General features: G+C 37.9%; 13 protein-coding genes, 1 other RNA gene and 1 pseudogene. 3 read left to right on the top strand and 12 right to left on the bottom strand.

From position 1 onward, the window contains the following. Positions 1 to 41 precede the first annotated feature (41 nt). Both nirB and N9I19_RS08370 read right to left on the bottom strand, forming a co-directional pair. A complete protein-coding gene (gene nirB, locus N9I19_RS08375; RefSeq protein WP_317777492.1) occupies positions 42 to 2,363 on the bottom strand; it encodes a nitrite reductase large subunit NirB in 2,322 nt (773 codons plus the stop codon). Positions 2,364 to 2,418: 55 nt separating this feature from the next. Then, positions 2,419 to 3,624, bottom strand: a complete 1,206-nt coding sequence (locus N9I19_RS08370; RefSeq protein WP_317777491.1) for a nitrate/nitrite transporter — start codon at positions 3,622 to 3,624, stop codon at positions 2,419 to 2,421. 717 nt (positions 3,625 to 4,341) lie between these two features. On the opposite strand from N9I19_RS08370, the gene N9I19_RS08365 reads away from it, so the two are divergent. Then, on the top strand, positions 4,342 to 4,884 hold the full coding sequence (locus tag N9I19_RS08365; protein WP_089362260.1) for a ribonuclease H-like YkuK family protein: 543 nt from the start codon (positions 4,342 to 4,344) through the stop codon (positions 4,882 to 4,884). 214 nt (positions 4,885 to 5,098) lie between these two features. Here the strand turns inward: N9I19_RS08365 and ssrS are convergent. From ssrS to N9I19_RS08340, 5 genes are all read right to left on the bottom strand, one after another. Further along, positions 5,099 to 5,285: non-coding RNA, 6S RNA (gene ssrS, locus N9I19_RS08360), on the bottom strand. A gap of 224 nt (positions 5,286 to 5,509) precedes the next feature. Continuing rightward, positions 5,510 to 6,796, bottom strand: a complete 1,287-nt coding sequence (locus N9I19_RS08355; protein ID WP_317777490.1) for a UDP-N-acetylmuramoyl-L-alanyl-D-glutamate--2,6-diaminopimelate ligase — start codon at positions 6,794 to 6,796, stop codon at positions 5,510 to 5,512. A 386-nt stretch (positions 6,797 to 7,182) separates the two neighbouring features. Beyond that, a complete protein-coding gene (locus N9I19_RS08350; protein ID WP_317777489.1) occupies positions 7,183 to 8,436 on the bottom strand; it encodes an MFS transporter in 1,254 nt (417 codons plus the stop codon). Between the two features lie 454 nt (positions 8,437 to 8,890). Beyond that, positions 8,891 to 9,772, bottom strand: coding sequence for a mechanosensitive ion channel family protein (locus N9I19_RS08345; RefSeq protein WP_317777488.1), 882 nt, complete (start codon positions 9,770 to 9,772; stop codon positions 8,891 to 8,893). Between the two features lie 21 nt (positions 9,773 to 9,793). Further along, positions 9,794 to 10,186: a sporulation protein gene (locus N9I19_RS08340; RefSeq protein WP_317777487.1), complete on the bottom strand. Its 393-nt coding sequence runs from the start codon at positions 10,184 to 10,186 to the stop codon at positions 9,794 to 9,796. A gap of 663 nt (positions 10,187 to 10,849) precedes the next feature. On the opposite strand from N9I19_RS08340, the gene N9I19_RS08335 reads away from it, so the two are divergent. Next, the gene (locus N9I19_RS08335) at positions 10,850 to 11,383 is read left to right on the top strand and encodes an IseA DL-endopeptidase inhibitor family protein (RefSeq protein ID WP_317777486.1); all 534 of its coding nucleotides are present in this window, start codon (positions 10,850 to 10,852) and stop codon (positions 11,381 to 11,383) included. Between the two features lie 178 nt (positions 11,384 to 11,561). Here the strand turns inward: N9I19_RS08335 and N9I19_RS08330 are convergent, their stop codons facing one another. From N9I19_RS08330 to N9I19_RS08315, 4 genes are all read right to left on the bottom strand, one after another. After that, positions 11,562 to 12,551 (bottom strand): hypothetical protein, encoded by a 990-nt coding sequence (locus tag N9I19_RS08330; protein WP_317777485.1) that lies wholly within the window; start codon positions 12,549 to 12,551, stop codon positions 11,562 to 11,564. Then, complete coding sequence (locus N9I19_RS08325) at positions 12,538 to 12,885, bottom strand: PadR family transcriptional regulator (RefSeq protein WP_061463248.1); 348 nt, start codon at positions 12,883 to 12,885, stop codon at positions 12,538 to 12,540. The genes N9I19_RS08330 and N9I19_RS08325 overlap by 14 nt, the downstream gene beginning before the upstream one ends. Positions 12,886 to 13,139: 254 nt before the next feature. Next, positions 13,140 to 13,391, bottom strand: coding sequence for a GntT/GntP/DsdX family permease (locus N9I19_RS08320; RefSeq protein ID WP_411730418.1), 252 nt, complete (start codon positions 13,389 to 13,391; stop codon positions 13,140 to 13,142). A 6-nt stretch (positions 13,392 to 13,397) separates the two neighbouring features. Beyond that, entirely contained in the window at positions 13,398 to 14,543 is a 1,146-nt protein-coding gene (locus N9I19_RS08315; protein ID WP_317777484.1) for a glycerate kinase, read from the bottom strand. Positions 14,544 to 14,675: 132 nt separating this feature from the next. Here N9I19_RS08315 and N9I19_RS08310 point away from each other — a divergent pair. Next, a pseudogene (locus N9I19_RS08310) lies at positions 14,676 to 14,814 on the top strand (IS1595 family transposase); the annotation flags it as partial. A 979-nt stretch (positions 14,815 to 15,793) separates the two neighbouring features. Here the strand turns inward: N9I19_RS08310 and N9I19_RS08300 are convergent. After that, complete coding sequence (locus N9I19_RS08300) at positions 15,794 to 16,387, bottom strand: branched-chain amino acid aminotransferase (RefSeq protein WP_317777483.1); 594 nt, start codon at positions 16,385 to 16,387, stop codon at positions 15,794 to 15,796. Between the last annotated feature and the right edge of the window lie 126 nt (positions 16,388 to 16,513).

Raw genomic sequence — 16,513 nt, 5'->3', positions numbered from 1 at the left:
GTGCATCAAAAGGTACTTACGGACTTCGTTCCTTCTCTGACCTAAGCCATTTCCAATCGTTGAGATAGTTGCTGACTAAGTTCATTATCAAACAATACTTCTCTAACATGAATTAAACCCACTCGTTCAATCCAGTGCCAAGTCCGTTCTAAATAATTGGCTGTTTCCCGATAATATTGAATAAAGCCGATGATGATTTCAATTGCTTCTTCATTTGTCCCAGCTACACATAACAGTTCACCGGCACGTACAGTACGCCCGCTGCTTCCGCCCACATATATTTCCCAGCCCCTGTCAATGCCCATAACACCTATATCTTTCGTTGTTGATCCTGCACCGTTATGCATACAAGCAGAAATGCCTATCTTTATCCGGTAAGGTGTTGATACATGCTCCAATCTTTTTTCCAAATCTACAGCAAGTAAAAGGGATTGCTTTTTATCACAAGAACAAACATGTTCACCGATACATGTTTTGACGTTTTGAACGGTGTTACCATATTTCGAACTTAACGGCATGTCTAAATCAGCCCACACACCTGGGAGATCTTCTTTTTTCACACCCATTAATTGAATTCTTTGTTCACTTGTTACCGCCACCTGGGATATATCATATTTATCTGCAACATTTGCAATTTTTCGCAAGTCTTTCGCATTCGTCATCCCACCGTACATTTGCGGGATAACAGAGTATCGGTTATCACTTTGAACTGTTGCATTCTTCTGCTCGTTTATGAAAAGAGTTTGCTGTCTGATCTCGTACTCTGGATGAATCATCCCTAAATAATAGCTCAGGGCTGGCCGGCATGTTGAACAACCTCTTGTATTTTCCCATCCAAGAACATCCATCGCTTCTTGGATGGATGTTAAATCTTGGAGCTGCATTTTATACACGACTTCATCTTCCGTTAATGTCGTACATGAACACATTGCAGTTTGTTCATTAGCCTGATCGGAAAGATTACCTTGAATATATGCCAAAAGCTCGGTCACTGCAGGCTTACATCCACCGCAAGAACCTGAAGCCTTTGTGCATTGTTTAACTTGTTCCACGGTTGTTAATCCCTTATTTTGAACCGCTCCAATGATTGCCCCCTTTGAAACAGCATTACAATTGCAAATGATTTCATGATTTGCCATAGAAGCGATTAATCCCTCAGCCGTACTAGGTGATTGGAACAGTACATGCTTTTCTTCTGACGTTATTTCTTGCCGCTTTAAAATCATATCGAGTAATCGTGAACTGACGTTTGTATTTCCATACAGAACAGCACCTATGATTTTTCTTCCTTGAAAAACCACCTTTTTATACACACCATCTAATTCATCAAAAGTTGTGATTGATTTCGTTGTTTCATCACCAAGGAAATCCCCAACAGAGAATAATTCAACTCCTGATATTTTCAACTGGGTGGAAAGGACCGAACCTTGGTATCCGGTGCATTTCATCTCACAAATATGCTTTGCCAGCACTTCACCTTGTTCATATAGGGGTTTCACCAGTCCATAAACAATTCCGTGATGTTCAACACATTCACCAACCGCATAAATATTTGGGATGCTGGTTTCTAAATAGTCGTTAACAATAATGGCACGATTTGTATCAATTCCGCTGTCTTTGGCCAACTGAATATTCGGTCTGACTCCCGCAGCCATAACGACTAAATCTGCTTCCACCTCCGTTCCATCTTTAAAACGGACGCGCTCTACACGCTCGTTACCGATTATCTCCTGTGTTTCCTTTTTTAAAAGAAAGTTCATTCCCTGGTTTTCCAACTCTTTTTGAAGCAAAAGTGATGCCGTTGAATCAAGCTGCCTTTCCATTAAATGGTCAGCAATATGAACGACATTCACTTCCATACCAAGGTTTAAAAGCCCTCTCGCTGCTTCTAAACCTAATAAACCGCCTCCGATGACGACTGCTTTTTTATGCTTGCGCGAAGTTTCAATCATCTTTTGGCAATCTTCAATCGTCCGAAATGCTATGACTCCTTCTTTATCAACACCGGTAACAGGAAGAATAAATGGGATAGAACCCGTGGCAATTATCAGCTTATCGTAGTAAACTTCCCGTTCTTTGTCTGTTTTTATCTTCCGAGACTCTTTATCGATTTTCACAACCGTTTCCCCTGTAAAGAATTGGATACTATTCTTCGTATACCAGCCCTTATCATTTATCACAATATCTTCAAACGAAGTGTTGCCTTGAAGCACAGTCGACAATAAGATTCGGTTATAGTTAACGTGTGGTTCGCTACCGAAAATAGTAATCTCAAATGCAGTCGGATCCTTACTTATAATTGACTCAATGCAGCGTAATCCCGCCATACCGTTACCTACTAAAACCAGTTTTTGTTTATACATTTTATCCCCCCCGAACAAGTACTGTAACAAGCCAATATAACCAGTAAACAAAGATCTAGATCTTAACTGAATCTTTTCCGAATACCCACGTTTTTTTCCATGAAAGCTGAGCTAGGCCCAGGATAAGCAAAGCCACGATTCCAACTGCGGAAAATACTAAAAATCCAGTAGCATATGTCCCAGTTATCTGTTTCAACGTACCTAGTATGTTTGGAACCAAGAATCCGCCAACACCCCCGGCAGCTCCAACAATTCCTGTGATAAAACCAATTTCTTTAGAGAATCGCTGTGGAACTAATTGAAAAACAGCCCCGTTGCCCATACCAAGGAATAGCATTCCCATGAACAGTAGGATCGTAACGACAGTAAGAGAATAAAGAAAACTAATCCCAAACATACATATTGTGAGTCCAACGAATAAAAACATAAGCAGTTTAACTCCACCTATTTTATCGGCAATAAATCCTCCGACAGGACGAAAGAAACTTCCGGCGATGACACATAATGTAACAAATTCCCCTGCCCTTATTCGTGTTAACCCATACTCATCAACAAAAAAGATGCTTAAAAAGCTAGTAAACCCGACAAAGCCCCCAAATGTCACACTGTAAAGAATACAGAAATACCAAGTGTCCGTTATTTTAAATACGTTGAAATATTCCTTGAGCGGTTTTGCAGGCGGTTGAGATGGTGCGTCTTTTGCGATTAAAATATAAATGACGAACACTATGGTTAAAGGAATCAAAGCTAATCCCATAACATTATGCCAGCCGAGAGATTCTGCAATACGCGGTCCAAACAATGTCGCAAAAAGAGTTCCGCTGTTACCGGCTCCCGCAATGCCCATCGCAAGACCCTGCAAATGCGGGGGATACCAACGACTAGCCATAGGAAGTGCTGCAGCAAAACTTGCACCTGCCACTCCGAGCAAAATCCCAATTAAATAGAGCTCGGCTAAACTATCTCCGAATAACCATCCCCAAAAAAGCGGAATCATCGTAACTAGCATCCCGCCGATTGCTGTTTTCCGCGGGCCGATGCGATCAGTCAAAAAACCAAGGACGATTCGAAAAAACGAACCTCCCAAAATCGGAATAGCTACAATCAAGCCTTTTTCAGCTGGGGAAAGTCCGAAATCCTTTGTAATATAGACACCAAGTGCACCTAATAATACCCAAATCATAAAACTGATATCAAAATAAAGGAATGAAGCTAATAATGACGGAGCATGACCGCTTTTTTTCAATTCAGATATTTTCATTTTTCATCTCTCCAATATTTTATTAGTTGAATATTCGTTTATTTTACTCTTATAAAAGCAAGATTTCTTTGTTTATGTAAGAAAACATCACACACTTTTTTTGTAAGTTATTAAATGTGAATACTTTAAAGGAGTTATTGGTCAAAATTTAATAATTTCATTTCCTTTTTCTTGTATAAAATGAATGATATTGTGGTTTCTTAGGTGATGTAAAGTTTAACTTTTGAGTTATGGAAGGGGATATACCAAAGCCAGTAAGCTTTTTCGTAATATTCTCCATACAAAAAAAGAGAAGCCTAATGCTTTAGCTTCACTTCCAGACTGTAGACCATGATTGAGTTTGTTTACAGTTTTATTTTTCCGTTAATTTCCATTCCGGGCACTCGTTTTCCGCGGGAGGTCCGCCCCCGGCGCCATTGCGCCTGCGAGGTCTCCCTTTGACGCGCTTTTCTAAGCAGGAGTCTCGAACACCCGCTCCAATCAACTTTGTTTTAACATTATGCTAGAACTCCTTATGCCTAAAGTCCTTTTTGTAGAATTAAAACTGAAGGTGATATCTATTCAGCGAGATCAACTTTAAATAATGACTGCATTTTCTAAAGGGTGCGGGCTCTTCCCACCGCACGAAACGAGGACCTCCTTCATAAGATGTGTTATGAGCGGCATGTAGTAATTTAATAATCAGATTATAGCCGGGGAAAGGTTGGGTGCAATAATATGAGGCAATATCCAATTCATAATAATCCATTTCAAAATCTTCAGGAAAAAGACATGTCTTTTGAAGAGGTATTCGTTCATATTGTAGAATTCATGAAATTAAATCCTTCCGGTGACTATCGATTAATGGTCGGTACAGATTCGCAAGTACATAAAAAACATACAGTGTTCATTACAGGCATCGTGATACGTCAGGTCGGGAATGGTGTATGGGGCTGTATTAGAAAAGTGATGATTCCTAGAAGGATGATGCAATTACATGAACGTATTTCCCATGAATTGTCGTTAACTGAGGAGATCGTATCCATGTTTACGGAAGAAAGAAAAAATCAGTTAATCGATATTGTCCTGCCTGCTGTATATCAAGGGGCAACGTTCATCATGGAAGGGCATATTGATATCGGGATTGGAAAGCGGAACAAAACCAGTGAGTTTGTTAAAGAAATGGTAGCCAGGATGGAATCCATGGGAGTGGAACCTAAAATTAAACCCAATGCCTTCGTTGCTTCAAGCTATGCCAACCGGTATACAAAGCAAGAGTAAATGCCTCCAAAACATGCAAGAAGGCTAAACTGTGAGCAAGAGCTTTTTTCAAAGTAGGTAAGATGGATGATAATAAATTATATTAGAACAATATAAGTTGGAAATTTACTGTTCTTTTTTTTAAGCTAAAAGTTGTACATATATACCTCTCGTACGTTGCTCTGAATAACGCAAAAAAACCGGCCTCAGACGAGACCGGTTTTAACGTTTAAAGATAGAAGCCGTCATTGCCGTATTCAGTAAGAAAGTTTTAAACCACCACTCCTCAAAGTGGGTGTTTGCAGAAAAAATCCTGTTGTCCAAGTCAGTGACGAGGCATAACATTCCTGTTTCAATATAAAACTCCCTATTACAGCTTAAAGGTTAAAACTTAAATATCATTACGAACAGTACAGCTTGTATTGTTATAATACCTGAATTCCTCATAAGTTACAATGTTAAAAATCACCATATAAATCGCCTATGAATAAAACTATTGATCAAAATAACTGATAATATCGACTTGGTCTTTATTTTGTAGATATAATACCGTTTCTTTGTCAGAAATTGTAGGCAGTCCGAAATGTTGTTCATACCTCTCGATTCCTTTTCCTGTAATGATAATCCAATCCCCTTCCTTTCCTGCTTAGATCGCCTCTTGTATAGCAAAGGTCCTATCTGGAATAACCTTCACATTTCCAGTAGTGTAATCACTTTGTAGCTTATTGAGTGACGATTCCATTACCTCGATTCCCTCCGAATTCAGATCATCCATCGTCAAAATCGATACATCACTATGTTGCAATGATACCTTAACCATTTCTGGCCTTTTAGTTTTATCACGACCGCCTTGAAAACCAAAGATATGATAAATCTTTTCCGCCCCGGATTCTTTGGCTGTTTTAAGCATGTGATGAATGGCATCAGCAGTATGGGCATAATCGATGACTATTGTCGGTCCAGTTTCTTTCTTATATATTTCAAACCTTCCTGGCACACCTGAAAATTGTTTTAGTGAAGTGAGAATTTCCTCTTTTTTTAATGGAAACATCTTTGCTACGGAATACGCTGCAGCTGCATTATATAAATTATGAAGTCCAGGTAAAGGTAATTCAATTTTCACAAAGTCATGATTCTCATTCAATACAATAAAGGGGTTCATAGCGGTATTATAATTGGTGATTTTTAAATCAGAGCGATTGGATTTTCCAAATACATAGGTACTGATACTCTTCTTTCGCAAGTATTCTTGAAGTTTTCCACCCCAGAAATCATCCCCGTTGATTATCGCAATACCATTATGTTTCAATTTTTCGAAAAGCAGTAATTTGACCAGAAAATAATCCTCCATCGTTCCGTGGAAGTCGAGATGGTCATGATATAAATTCGTGAAGACACAGAAATCAAATTCAATTCCTTCTAAACGGTATTGAGCTAATCCATGCGAAGACACTTCCATTATGACAACCATGTCCTTACTAGCGGCCAGTAAGGAATTTAATTCCATGGTACCTGGAGTCGTATTACGGGAATCAACTTTGTTTCCATTGATAATATGATGAATCGTACCAATGACTGAACAGGTTACCCCATTCTTTTCAAGTATTTGTTGAAGCATAAAGCTAGTTGTGGTTTTTCCATTCGTACCTGTAATCCCTATCATTATTTTTTGATTGCTGGGATCTCCATAAAACCTTTTCGCGATTACACCTAATGCCTTTCTGCTGTTCTCCACTCGTAGATAAGGAACATCCAATCCCTTTATGTCGCGATCGCCAATCACAACCGAAGCGCCTTGACGAATTGCATCTTTAATGTAATTGTGGCCATCCTCCTTATATCCGTTAACGGCAACAAAAAGGTATCCATTTTTTATTTCTTTTGAGTTATCGGCGACACCTGTAATGGATATATCTTCAACGTCCTTCGGCAAATTTCAGTTTATTGCTTCATATATTACGTCTTTAAGGATCATTAACTTTTCTCCTTTTTCAATTAAGCTATTCACCCTATATTTTGTATAATCATAATTAACAACATGCCATTATTAGTATTAACAAGTACTCTAAAAATAATTGTTAATATATAATTTGTTTGTTGGTAAAAAAATGTTTTCAGGTTGAGTCCGCCAAAATAGATTAAAGCCATTACTAAAAGCCCGTACATTATGAATAAAAAAAAGCAGCATGAATTGGCTGCTTTTCTTTAAAATCAATATGGATATAACTGGTATATGTTCATGTTAAATTGAGATTTTCTCCTCGTTTTCCCCAACCAAGTCAATCACTAAGTTTACTATTCTTTTTTCATTACCTACACCTACGATTGAATTTCCTGGGGTTTTGTTTCGGCCTTTTGATTGTACAATGGCAAAATGAAAAACATCCCTAGTATAAAAAAGAAAGCCGCGGTTTCAAATATGGAAACGAGTGAAAATTGCTCTTTCAACACGCCAGCAGCACTCATAGTCAAAACCATGGAGCCAGTGAACAATGGGCTTAAGATTCCATTGACTCTTCCAATGAACTCGCCTTCGGTCCTCTGTAATATCAATGTATTAATCCCAATTTGAATACAAGGCAGCATCAGTCCATTAAAGAACTCGGCAGTAAGTGTAATCCAAAGGTTTGTTGACAGCCCCATTACCGCTATTCCAATGGCATTCACAAGCATTCCAAATGCTAATAATCTCTGAGGTGCCACCTTTTTGGCAAAAATCATCACTCCTGCTCCGCCTAAAATCATACCAATCCCATTCAACATAAATAACCATTGAAGATTTTCCTTAGGCAGACCCAGTTGTTCGGTAACAAGGAATATCGAGAGCGGCTGAATGAAACCCAGTCCGAGCCCGGCTGCCAGAAAACATAAACCAAGAAGACTCAGTTCTTTTTTTCGCAACACGTAGCTCACTCCGCTTTTCATTTCCTGCCACAATGTTGTTTTGGCCTTTTGTTCATCAAGTTTGCGATCTTTTGGAAGGAAAGCTAGTGCACCAGCTGAAAATAAAAACGCGAGGCCAGTTATAGCAATCGAGATATTGATCCCGAATGATTGGAAGGCAAATGTACCGAGAATCGGACCTAAAACCATAAATACTGCGAAAACTGTCTGATAAACTGACATCCCTGTTTGAATTTGACTTTCTGGCAAATGCATTTTAAATAGCTTCATGCCTGATGGCTGAGAAAATTGAGAAAGTATCGCCGAAATCAAAGTTGCAAAAAACACCATTTTCCAACTTCCGAAGATAAGCGTGATAAGCACAGCAAATACGGATATTGCACTTAAAATATCACACCAAACCATCGTTTTTTTCGGACTCCAGCGGTCAGCGAACGTCCCTCCAATAAATGAAAAAATAAAAATGGGTGCGAATTCCGCTACTGAAATCATTGAAATGGCAAAGGCATCCCCATTTGTCTTTTCCATGACGAATAACAAAACTGCAAAATTCCGCACCCATATCCCTATTTGTAAAAACAAGCCTGAAAAGATGATGGCCCGAAATACACGATTTGTAAATAAGTTAGGTTCCTTATTACTCAATGTTACAGATGAGTTTTTTTCCAATATAAAAACCTCCTGTGAAATATCTGGACAGGAGGCAGTACAATACAAATTTAAAAAGGCATAATATCCCTAATTGAAGGAACACAATGATCTTTGTTTGTATTTTAATGTACAGACTAATCCTATCCAGAAAAAAAGATCGTATTTAAAACGCATTTTTTCTTAAAGAATAGGATTAAATGATCATTGTTTAACCGTTCCCCTTCCATTTTATGCTAAAATCATAATAATCCATTTAATCTGAAAAATCAAGATAAAAATTCAATGATAATCCTTTTTTGGATCAGACTTGTTCATTTTCTTTTTCAAAAAGAACTTCCTTTAAAAGAAAACCCTTTTATATCGTAAGTTTTCAGGGTTATTGCTGATTGATGCTTCTGCACTTTGTTCCACTTTGCCACAATTTTTTTCATGACCTTTTCCCGGAATAGCTCGTGCAAGTGTATGCTTCTTATCAGTTCTCTAGCATACGTTCATGATTCGGATTCGCCTGTACAAGTAAATGGGAAGATGGCATAAGAATTTGATGCTCATGTAAAGCAGCCATCATCTCAAACCTGACACTTCTTGCTGTTTCAAAGTAATGTTCAGGTTTTACAAGCCCCACTATGCATAGTTCATATCCCACATATTTAAGATTCGGATTTAAATCCGTAATGCCTATGTATCTAAAATCCTCTTCGGGTGTACCATCCTCTAGCCTTAGAAGGCTTTCACCATACTTATCATTACAGATAATACATATATCCTCCAACAGCCGTTTTACCTTTTCAGGATTTTCCTGGTAACTTACTGTAATGCGTTCAATGATTCGCATTCTACCTTTATTGAAATTTTGAATCGTCCTGATTTCACTGTGTGGGATGGTCAGCAATTTTCCTGACCATTCTCTGATCTGCATGAACCTGATACCGATTTCCTCTACGGTTCCGGAACTTGTCCCATTGAATGTCACAAAATTCCCTACACGAAATTCATTATCTGAAAGCCTTACAAATCCCAATAAAATATCCTTAAGCATTTGCTGAGCGGCAAATCCGATAACGATTCCCACGATCCCCGCTCCTGCTAAAATTCCTTTTATATCAATGAACTGCCCAATCAGATAAATGAGGAAAATCAAAACTATGCCGTACCTGAGACTGGAACGAGTAACCCCCTGTATCGTTTTTTCCACTTCTTCCTCAAAAAAATCAGATCTTTTAAAGAACCATTCGACCATTTTATTCAAAATATAATATACCGCCAATAACAGTAAAGTTAATATAAACAGCCTCATTAATAAGAATTCCTTCAAATAATCTAAAGCACGCTCAGTAAAATTCAAGATTTCCATGTTCACACCTCTATTTCAACTTTATTCAGAATCGATTAAGATCCAATCATCATCCTTTCCTATTATCCCTTCATCCAATATAAGTCTTGTTTTAAGGCGATAGGAAACCCCTCGCTTATAAGGCTCCTTCAATATAGGAAGACTAAAGTTAAAAGGAATTTCATTGCTTTCCCCTGAATTTATCTCCCTTGTAGACAAAATGGTGCTCGTTTTAAGGATCTCTTCCATTCCCGTAGAATGAGTATCCATGATCAAATCACATTCAATCCTTCTTATTCTTTGCGCAAGGGTACCACCCTTAATCAAAAAATATCCATTTATGCATTCACCGGATTTATACGTATTTTTCGGAAGGATTAAATCTATTTGTGCAGAACCTATCCCTAAAAGTAACAAAGATTTTCTAAGTATCAAAGAATACACTCCATTTATATTTATTTGTTTTTCTATTAAAACCTACATGTTTATACATTTCCTTAAGGGGACTACAAAAAAACCTTTACCACTTTGGTAAAGGTTTACTAAAACAAAATAGACCTTTACCAATAGGTAAGGTCTGGCTAACAACAATATGCTGCCAACAACACCGAGAGCAAAGAGCTCCGTAATGACGACATTGTTGTAAAAGCTACTCCCCTTTGGAGAATGTATTCAAGTATATAATTTATAATACGGTAGAATTAGAAAGTTTGTCAAACCTTTATATTTTATTTTTTTCGGGTTCTGCCTGGGTAATTCGAGTTCTTTGTACATATATTGGTAATAATAAAAATATAATGAATTAAATTGTCCTGTAATTGCAAAAGAATTAACTGCTAGGTTTTAAATAGGCCAGTTGGTGGAATATGAAGTATGTAACAGCCAGTGTCCTTCTATTTACAACTCGGTGAACGCTCCTTTCTAAAAGAATAAAGTGAACAAACTATGTATATTTAATAAAATCTATAATTATATTTAAAAATTAACAAGATTTCTCTTTTACTTTCGCCGATCGTGTTGTAATATAAATGTAACAATTGTAATATTAATTAAACTTTCGTTACATAAGTATCCTATTAGGGATTGGGGAGATAAAATATGAAAAAATTTTCAGGTGTGCTATTATCCATTATCATTTTATTTTTCACATTAAGTGGTCAGGTTACCGCAAAAACGACATCACAGAATTTGTCAGACGCATATGCATTAAAGATAGCCGATAATGCCAGCAAACATTTTTGGAATGCTTTACATGGGTACAAAACCCGATCATGTTCACAAAAAACTTTCAATTATAAAGGGACAGAGTTTTCATACATTTGCCAAGAGTTTAATACAAAAGATAAATTGACTGCCTACCTGGCAGAGACATTTACTAATAATGCAGTTGAAAAAGGACTGACTAAATATAATTACATTACCTATAAAGGGAAATTAGCACGTCCAGTCGGAGATGGCTTTAGCATGTTAGAGTGGAAAAAAGCCAAAATTAAATTGGTCTATCAAAAACAAAACGTTAGGTCATACAATTTAACTGTACCTACAGTCGACGGTGAGTCAGTAAAAAGAACGGTTACCTTTTATAAGTCCGGTTCCGCTTGGAAAGTCAATCAGTTCGATGCAGTTCAATAAAACATTGGTTTAAATGTAACGCCTCATATGCTGTATAGTTAGTTAAAAACTATATGTCATATGAGGTGTTTTTTTGTTGTCCCTTGTATCTTGAGAAATAATCTTTCAGACTTGTATCAGCTCACCTTTCACTTCACAAAATATTTAAACAAAAAAAACACAGCTAAGATGCTGTGCCTTAACGGATTTTTGCCTTACGGAAGCCTTGATAGGTATCGTAGGCGGCAAAAATGATGAAGATGAGTATGAGACCCCAGTATATCGAGCTTTTCCATTCATCGATTGAGAATAGTGTTCTTTGGTATGCAAGGAATTCCGGGTTCAATAAATCAGGATTACTGATGATGATGATGAAAGTCAGAGTGTACAACAGCTGGTATATGGCATGAAATAAAGCTAATTTCAGGGTCCATCGTCTTAAAAATAATTTATAAATCGCCAAGAGCACTCCAATGATGACGACGCATGATACCAGCAGCCAATAGGAATTCAATACTTCTTGATTGAAAGAAGGTGTCACGAAAATGAGACTGCCATTTCTTTTTTCATAGACTCCTAAGAGGTTTGCTGCATTGAAATAAAGGGCCGCGAAGACAGAAAGACCTAACAAACTCGCAAAAATCTCGATCATAGGAACCGCTTTTTTCTTTGAAATGTTCGGCATAACTTTTAGGTTTTCCGGTGTCCATGGTTTCAAGTCTTTTGTTAAAGGCGACTGGTCTTTTGAAGTATCCATGCGTTCTAAAATGGCAAATGAAAGCGTTAACCAGAAAAACACTTGGATACCTGTACTGATGATACCGGTAATCCCTTTCCCGATTATTATTAAAATTGCGTCCACAACCGTATTCCCCATATCCCGAAAAGGATTATCCCCTACTAATCCGATCAGTGAAATGACTGCAGCTATTGGTAAAATCATTTTCAACAGACAGATATAAGCATCAAAATAACGCGGTCCAATCAAATGCATCGGCCGATCGCGATAACGACTTGCCAGTATAACCGGATCTCCTAATTTTAAAAGGACGGCTTTCACGTCTTGCTCCGTATGATCCACCGGAAGCATATCTTCGATTGTAGATTGAAGCTCAAGCGCAATATCCCCCCGGTTTTTTTCTGGCAGCCTGCGGGTCACTTCCTGAATATAAAGTTCAATCAGCTCCATCTTCTCCCTCTCCTTTTAATAATATATAAAGCTCTTGAGAAGTTTTTTCCCATTCTTCCTTTAACTGAATGAATATTTCTCCCCCATAATCGCTTAAAGAATAGTACTTGCGCGGTCTACTTTCAGAAGTATCCCAGCTGCTTGTGACCAATTCTTGTTTTTCCAGGCGGCGAAGCAAAGGATATAAAGTACTTTGATCAATGGTAATTCCAGACTTCTCTAAACGCTGGACAAGCGAGTACCCATACTGCGGAGTTTTGAGCTGACTTAAGACAGCTAACGTCAAAGTGCCCCTGCGCAGCTCAGTGGTTAATGAATTCAGTAAAGTGCTCATCCAATCACCCCTTCTCTATACTATGTGACGTACACCATACCTTATACTATGCATCATACACTATTTTAGTTCTTACACCAATATGAAAATGAAAATATATTTTATTTAACGCATAAAAAAGAGAAGCGTTTCACGCCTCTCCATTTTCCCAATATTAATATTACACAAGAATGACCCATAATATCATCGTCGTGATAATCGTGACTACCACTTGTATTAAGGTTTAGGACCGACAATCCTCAATACGACTTCGGTCATTCGTAAAGCGGCCCCACCATTTCCAAAATGGTTCCGATTATTGAACCGAAAACGATTACAAGTCCAATGCTCGTCATCAGTCCGCCAATACCGCCGTTAATATTCTCAAGTATCTGATCCAGAGGCATTCCAGAAGTAAAACCCACAAATAAAGTGCCTAATAGTAGCGATAAGAACGGATGCAACTTGAATTTAGTTGTCGCAAAAACAATTAAGAACACGCCAATGGCCAAAACAATAAATAACACATATGATTACCACCTATTTTTACTCGCTGCCAAAAAAGTCCGCATTACTTGTTCAGCTGCTAGTTCCAAAAATTCAGCCCCTCTTTCCATAGCTTCCTTTAAAGGCATAGGAGCGTTCACCAGACTATGGACACTAGTTATTCCATGGTCATATAAAGCTTCAATACCTGTTCCGATTGATCCAGCCAAGACAAATACGGGAATATCATGCTTCTTCGCTTCTTGTGCAACTCCCATTGGTGTTTTACCTGAAGCTGTTTGGTAATCGATTTTGCCCTCACCGGTAAAGACACAATCAGCATCGTACAGTTTTTCACCCAGTTTCGTATATTCCATAACAATATCGACGCCCCTTTTTGTTTCCGCATGGAAAAAGGCCTGAAATGCACTTCCAATTCCACCAGCAGCACCAGCTCCAGCTTTATCATGCAAGTGAATGCCTGTCTTGATTTCCACCAAATCAGCCCATGTTGATAAAGCTTTATCAAGCATTTCAATCATGGCAGGGGTGGCCCCTTTTTGGGGTCCGAATACACTTGATGCCCCATCCGGTCCGACTAACGGATTTAGAACATCCGAAGCAATCAAAAACTCGGAATCTGCAATTCTTGGATCAAAAGCCTCCGTATTTATTTCAGATACACGCGATAATTCGGCACCCCCTAATCCCAAAGGACTCCCCTCATCATCAAACACTTTCATTCCCAAAGCCTGAAGCATTCCAACTCCGGCATCATTGGTAGCGCTTCCGCCAATCGCTAAAATGAACTTTCGACATCCATCATTCAATGCTTTTTGAATGAGCTCCCCTGTCCCGTATGTAGTTGTTATCAATGGGTTCAACTCATCTGGATCGATTAGACATAAACCGGATGCACTGGCCATTTCAATCACACATGTTTCCTGATCACCCAAAATTCCATATGCTGCCTGTACGTCTTCAAGTAAAGGCCCTTTAACGGTCACTTCAACTTTTCGCCCATTTGTAGCTGCCACAAGACTATCCATCGTACCTTCACCGCCATCCGCTGCAGGAACCAATTCAGTCTCGGCATCCGGCAGCGCCTTCCTGACCCCTCGCTCGATTGCTTCCGAAGCTTCTAATGCTGACAAACTCCCTTTATAGGAATCTGGTGCAATAACAATTTTCATGCTCAGGTCCCCTTTGAATTTTTTTATATTAGGTTAATTATAATCTTCGAAAATATTTTAATCATCGTTCAATCTATACGAAAATTAGTATGACATATTTATATTTTTTTAGCTATTCTGCCAAAGGGCTGCTGGATAATTCGGTTCAATGGCGTGGCGACAAAATTCCTAGACCATTATTTGAGTTGGTTTCAATTCCATGATTGCATCAGGCATCGAAATGATATATGCGTCGGTAAGCAAAATGATTGTTGATAGCTGCCTGCTCTAAACAGAAGCAACCTATGACAAACTTAATTTAATACAATTCTCCAAATGGTTGATAGAGGCAGGATTATTGATGCAACATTAATATTAGGGAGCTCAATATGAAAAAGATGATTTCGCTCGAATTCATCCAAATCTTTTATCTAGTAAGGTCACAGGTATTGGCTACAAGCTGTTGGTAAAGAAATTACATTTGAATTACTAGATGACAGCACTTCTCTGTAAGCAAAAGTTTTTCATGCTTAAGATCAAATGGTGAAATCTCTGATTTTGGTTTGTTTGGTGAGGTAACCATTTTTAACTCTTCCTTGATAAGTTGCTCTATACTTTATGAATCCTCTGACTTACTTCGTCCATAATAAAAGCGACATCTAATAATCCTTCAATTATCTGTTTTCTCACCTTTTCGTCAGATTGTGCAGGCTTAAAGACAAGCTAAACATTTGGAAATTCAGCCTTGAACTCTTAATGAATTTGTTAGTAATCGATAGGTACACTGGCTCTCCTGTGCTCCTATTGTAAGTGTACCAGTTAGTTCTTCTTCTCCATTTGCCCCCATAATTGCTTTTTGACTTAGTCTGATCATCTTGTCAGCATATTATTTAAACTGGTGACTGCCCATGATTCAGCAGTTTAACTATATCTTTAATTTTATTGGAATGGACTTTGAGGGATATATTATTCGAAAAGGAAACAAACCCGAGGCCGTCCTTCGAGACAAAGCTGTTTCTCAAATTCATAATAAGTTAAGATTCTAACCGAAGCAAATGAACTCAAAACATAAATGGGCTGCGTTCCACATCGAGTGCAGACCCTATTTTTTCCACTGTGAAATAAAGTGTTAAGCTATATCATTAAAATTAATTTGCTGAATTCTTTAAAGTTCACCTAATCTAAGGGCCTTAAACCAATGTCTAGAGGTATGGAAATAAAGCTCTAAACTTAAAAAACCGCCATCAAATTGATGGCGGTACCTCGTTTTTTTACATATCTTCCTCGATCGTTTCAACAAGGATAAAAAGAAAATGATAGATTAAATTAAAAGTTTCTTCTAATGATAGGTCTTCTCGAAACCCATTTACATTATCCAAGGCAAAATTCACATCCCATAGACCATCGCCCTGGTTAAACATCAAGCTGAATGATCCAATGCCTTCTTGAAGTTCCTTTGTTAAATACGTTTTTAAAGCTTCTCCCATTTTTTTCTGGAATTTCAATCCGAACATCGCGTTATAAGTACCGAAAACATCATCCATTTCCAATGAAAGTGCCTCAACACCGATTAATCCGAACCATTTGGATTCAAAGTAAAGGAATTCTTCTTTATTATTTTTCAAATACTCGATCGATTGTGATAAAAATGAAGAGTTCTCTTCAGAAATCAATTCTTCACTCTCTTTATTACTGCGCTCGATATATGCATCTGTAAATCTGGATGTATTTTCTTTTTCCACTATAGTGATATCATCAGCGATTAATTTATGCTTTTCAACATAATCCCTTTCTTCTTTAAACAACTCAACTTTGTTTTCGATTATGGATTTTGATATGTATGATTCCATTTGTTTTTTTAACATGTTATGTCCTCCTAGTATCTTTTCAAGCTTTCGCAATTTCAATCATAGCATATTCACTGCAGATAAAATAACTTTGAGAATTAAATTACAATATCGGTAGTGGCAATCGTTTCGTGTCTTCGATAT

Source organism: Peribacillus sp. CSMR9 (assembly GCF_033141925.1).
Taxonomy (GTDB): domain Bacteria; phylum Bacillota; class Bacilli; order Bacillales; family DSM-1321; genus Peribacillus; species Peribacillus simplex_A.
Note: the sequence above shows the minus strand (reverse complement) of the source record. Positions and strands in the feature narration are given on the sequence as shown.

Bases quoted from the DNA above. Each gene is read 5' to 3' on its own strand.
- N9I19_RS08315 (WP_317777484.1), bottom strand. From the start codon at position 14,543: ATGAAAATTGTTATTGCACCAGATTCCTATAAAGGGAGTTTGTCAGCA.
- N9I19_RS08365 (WP_089362260.1), top strand. From the start codon at position 4,342: ATGAGGCAATATCCAATTCATAATAATCCATTTCAAAATCTTCAGGAA.
- N9I19_RS08330 (WP_317777485.1), bottom strand. From the start codon at position 12,551: ATGGAGCTGATTGAACTTTATATTCAGGAAGTGACCCGCAGGCTGCCA.
- nirB (WP_317777492.1), bottom strand. From the start codon at position 2,363: ATGTATAAACAAAAACTGGTTTTAGTAGGTAACGGTATGGCGGGATTA.
- N9I19_RS08370 (WP_317777491.1), bottom strand. From the start codon at position 3,624: ATGAAAATATCTGAATTGAAAAAAAGCGGTCATGCTCCGTCATTATTA.
- N9I19_RS08335 (WP_317777486.1), top strand. From the start codon at position 10,850: ATGAAAAAATTTTCAGGTGTGCTATTATCCATTATCATTTTATTTTTC.
- N9I19_RS08300 (WP_317777483.1), bottom strand. From the start codon at position 16,387: ATGTTAAAAAAACAAATGGAATCATACATATCAAAATCCATAATCGAA.
- N9I19_RS08325 (WP_061463248.1), bottom strand. From the start codon at position 12,885: ATGAGCACTTTACTGAATTCATTAACCACTGAGCTGCGCAGGGGCACT.
- N9I19_RS08345 (WP_317777488.1), bottom strand. From the start codon at position 9,772: ATGGAAATCTTGAATTTTACTGAGCGTGCTTTAGATTATTTGAAGGAA.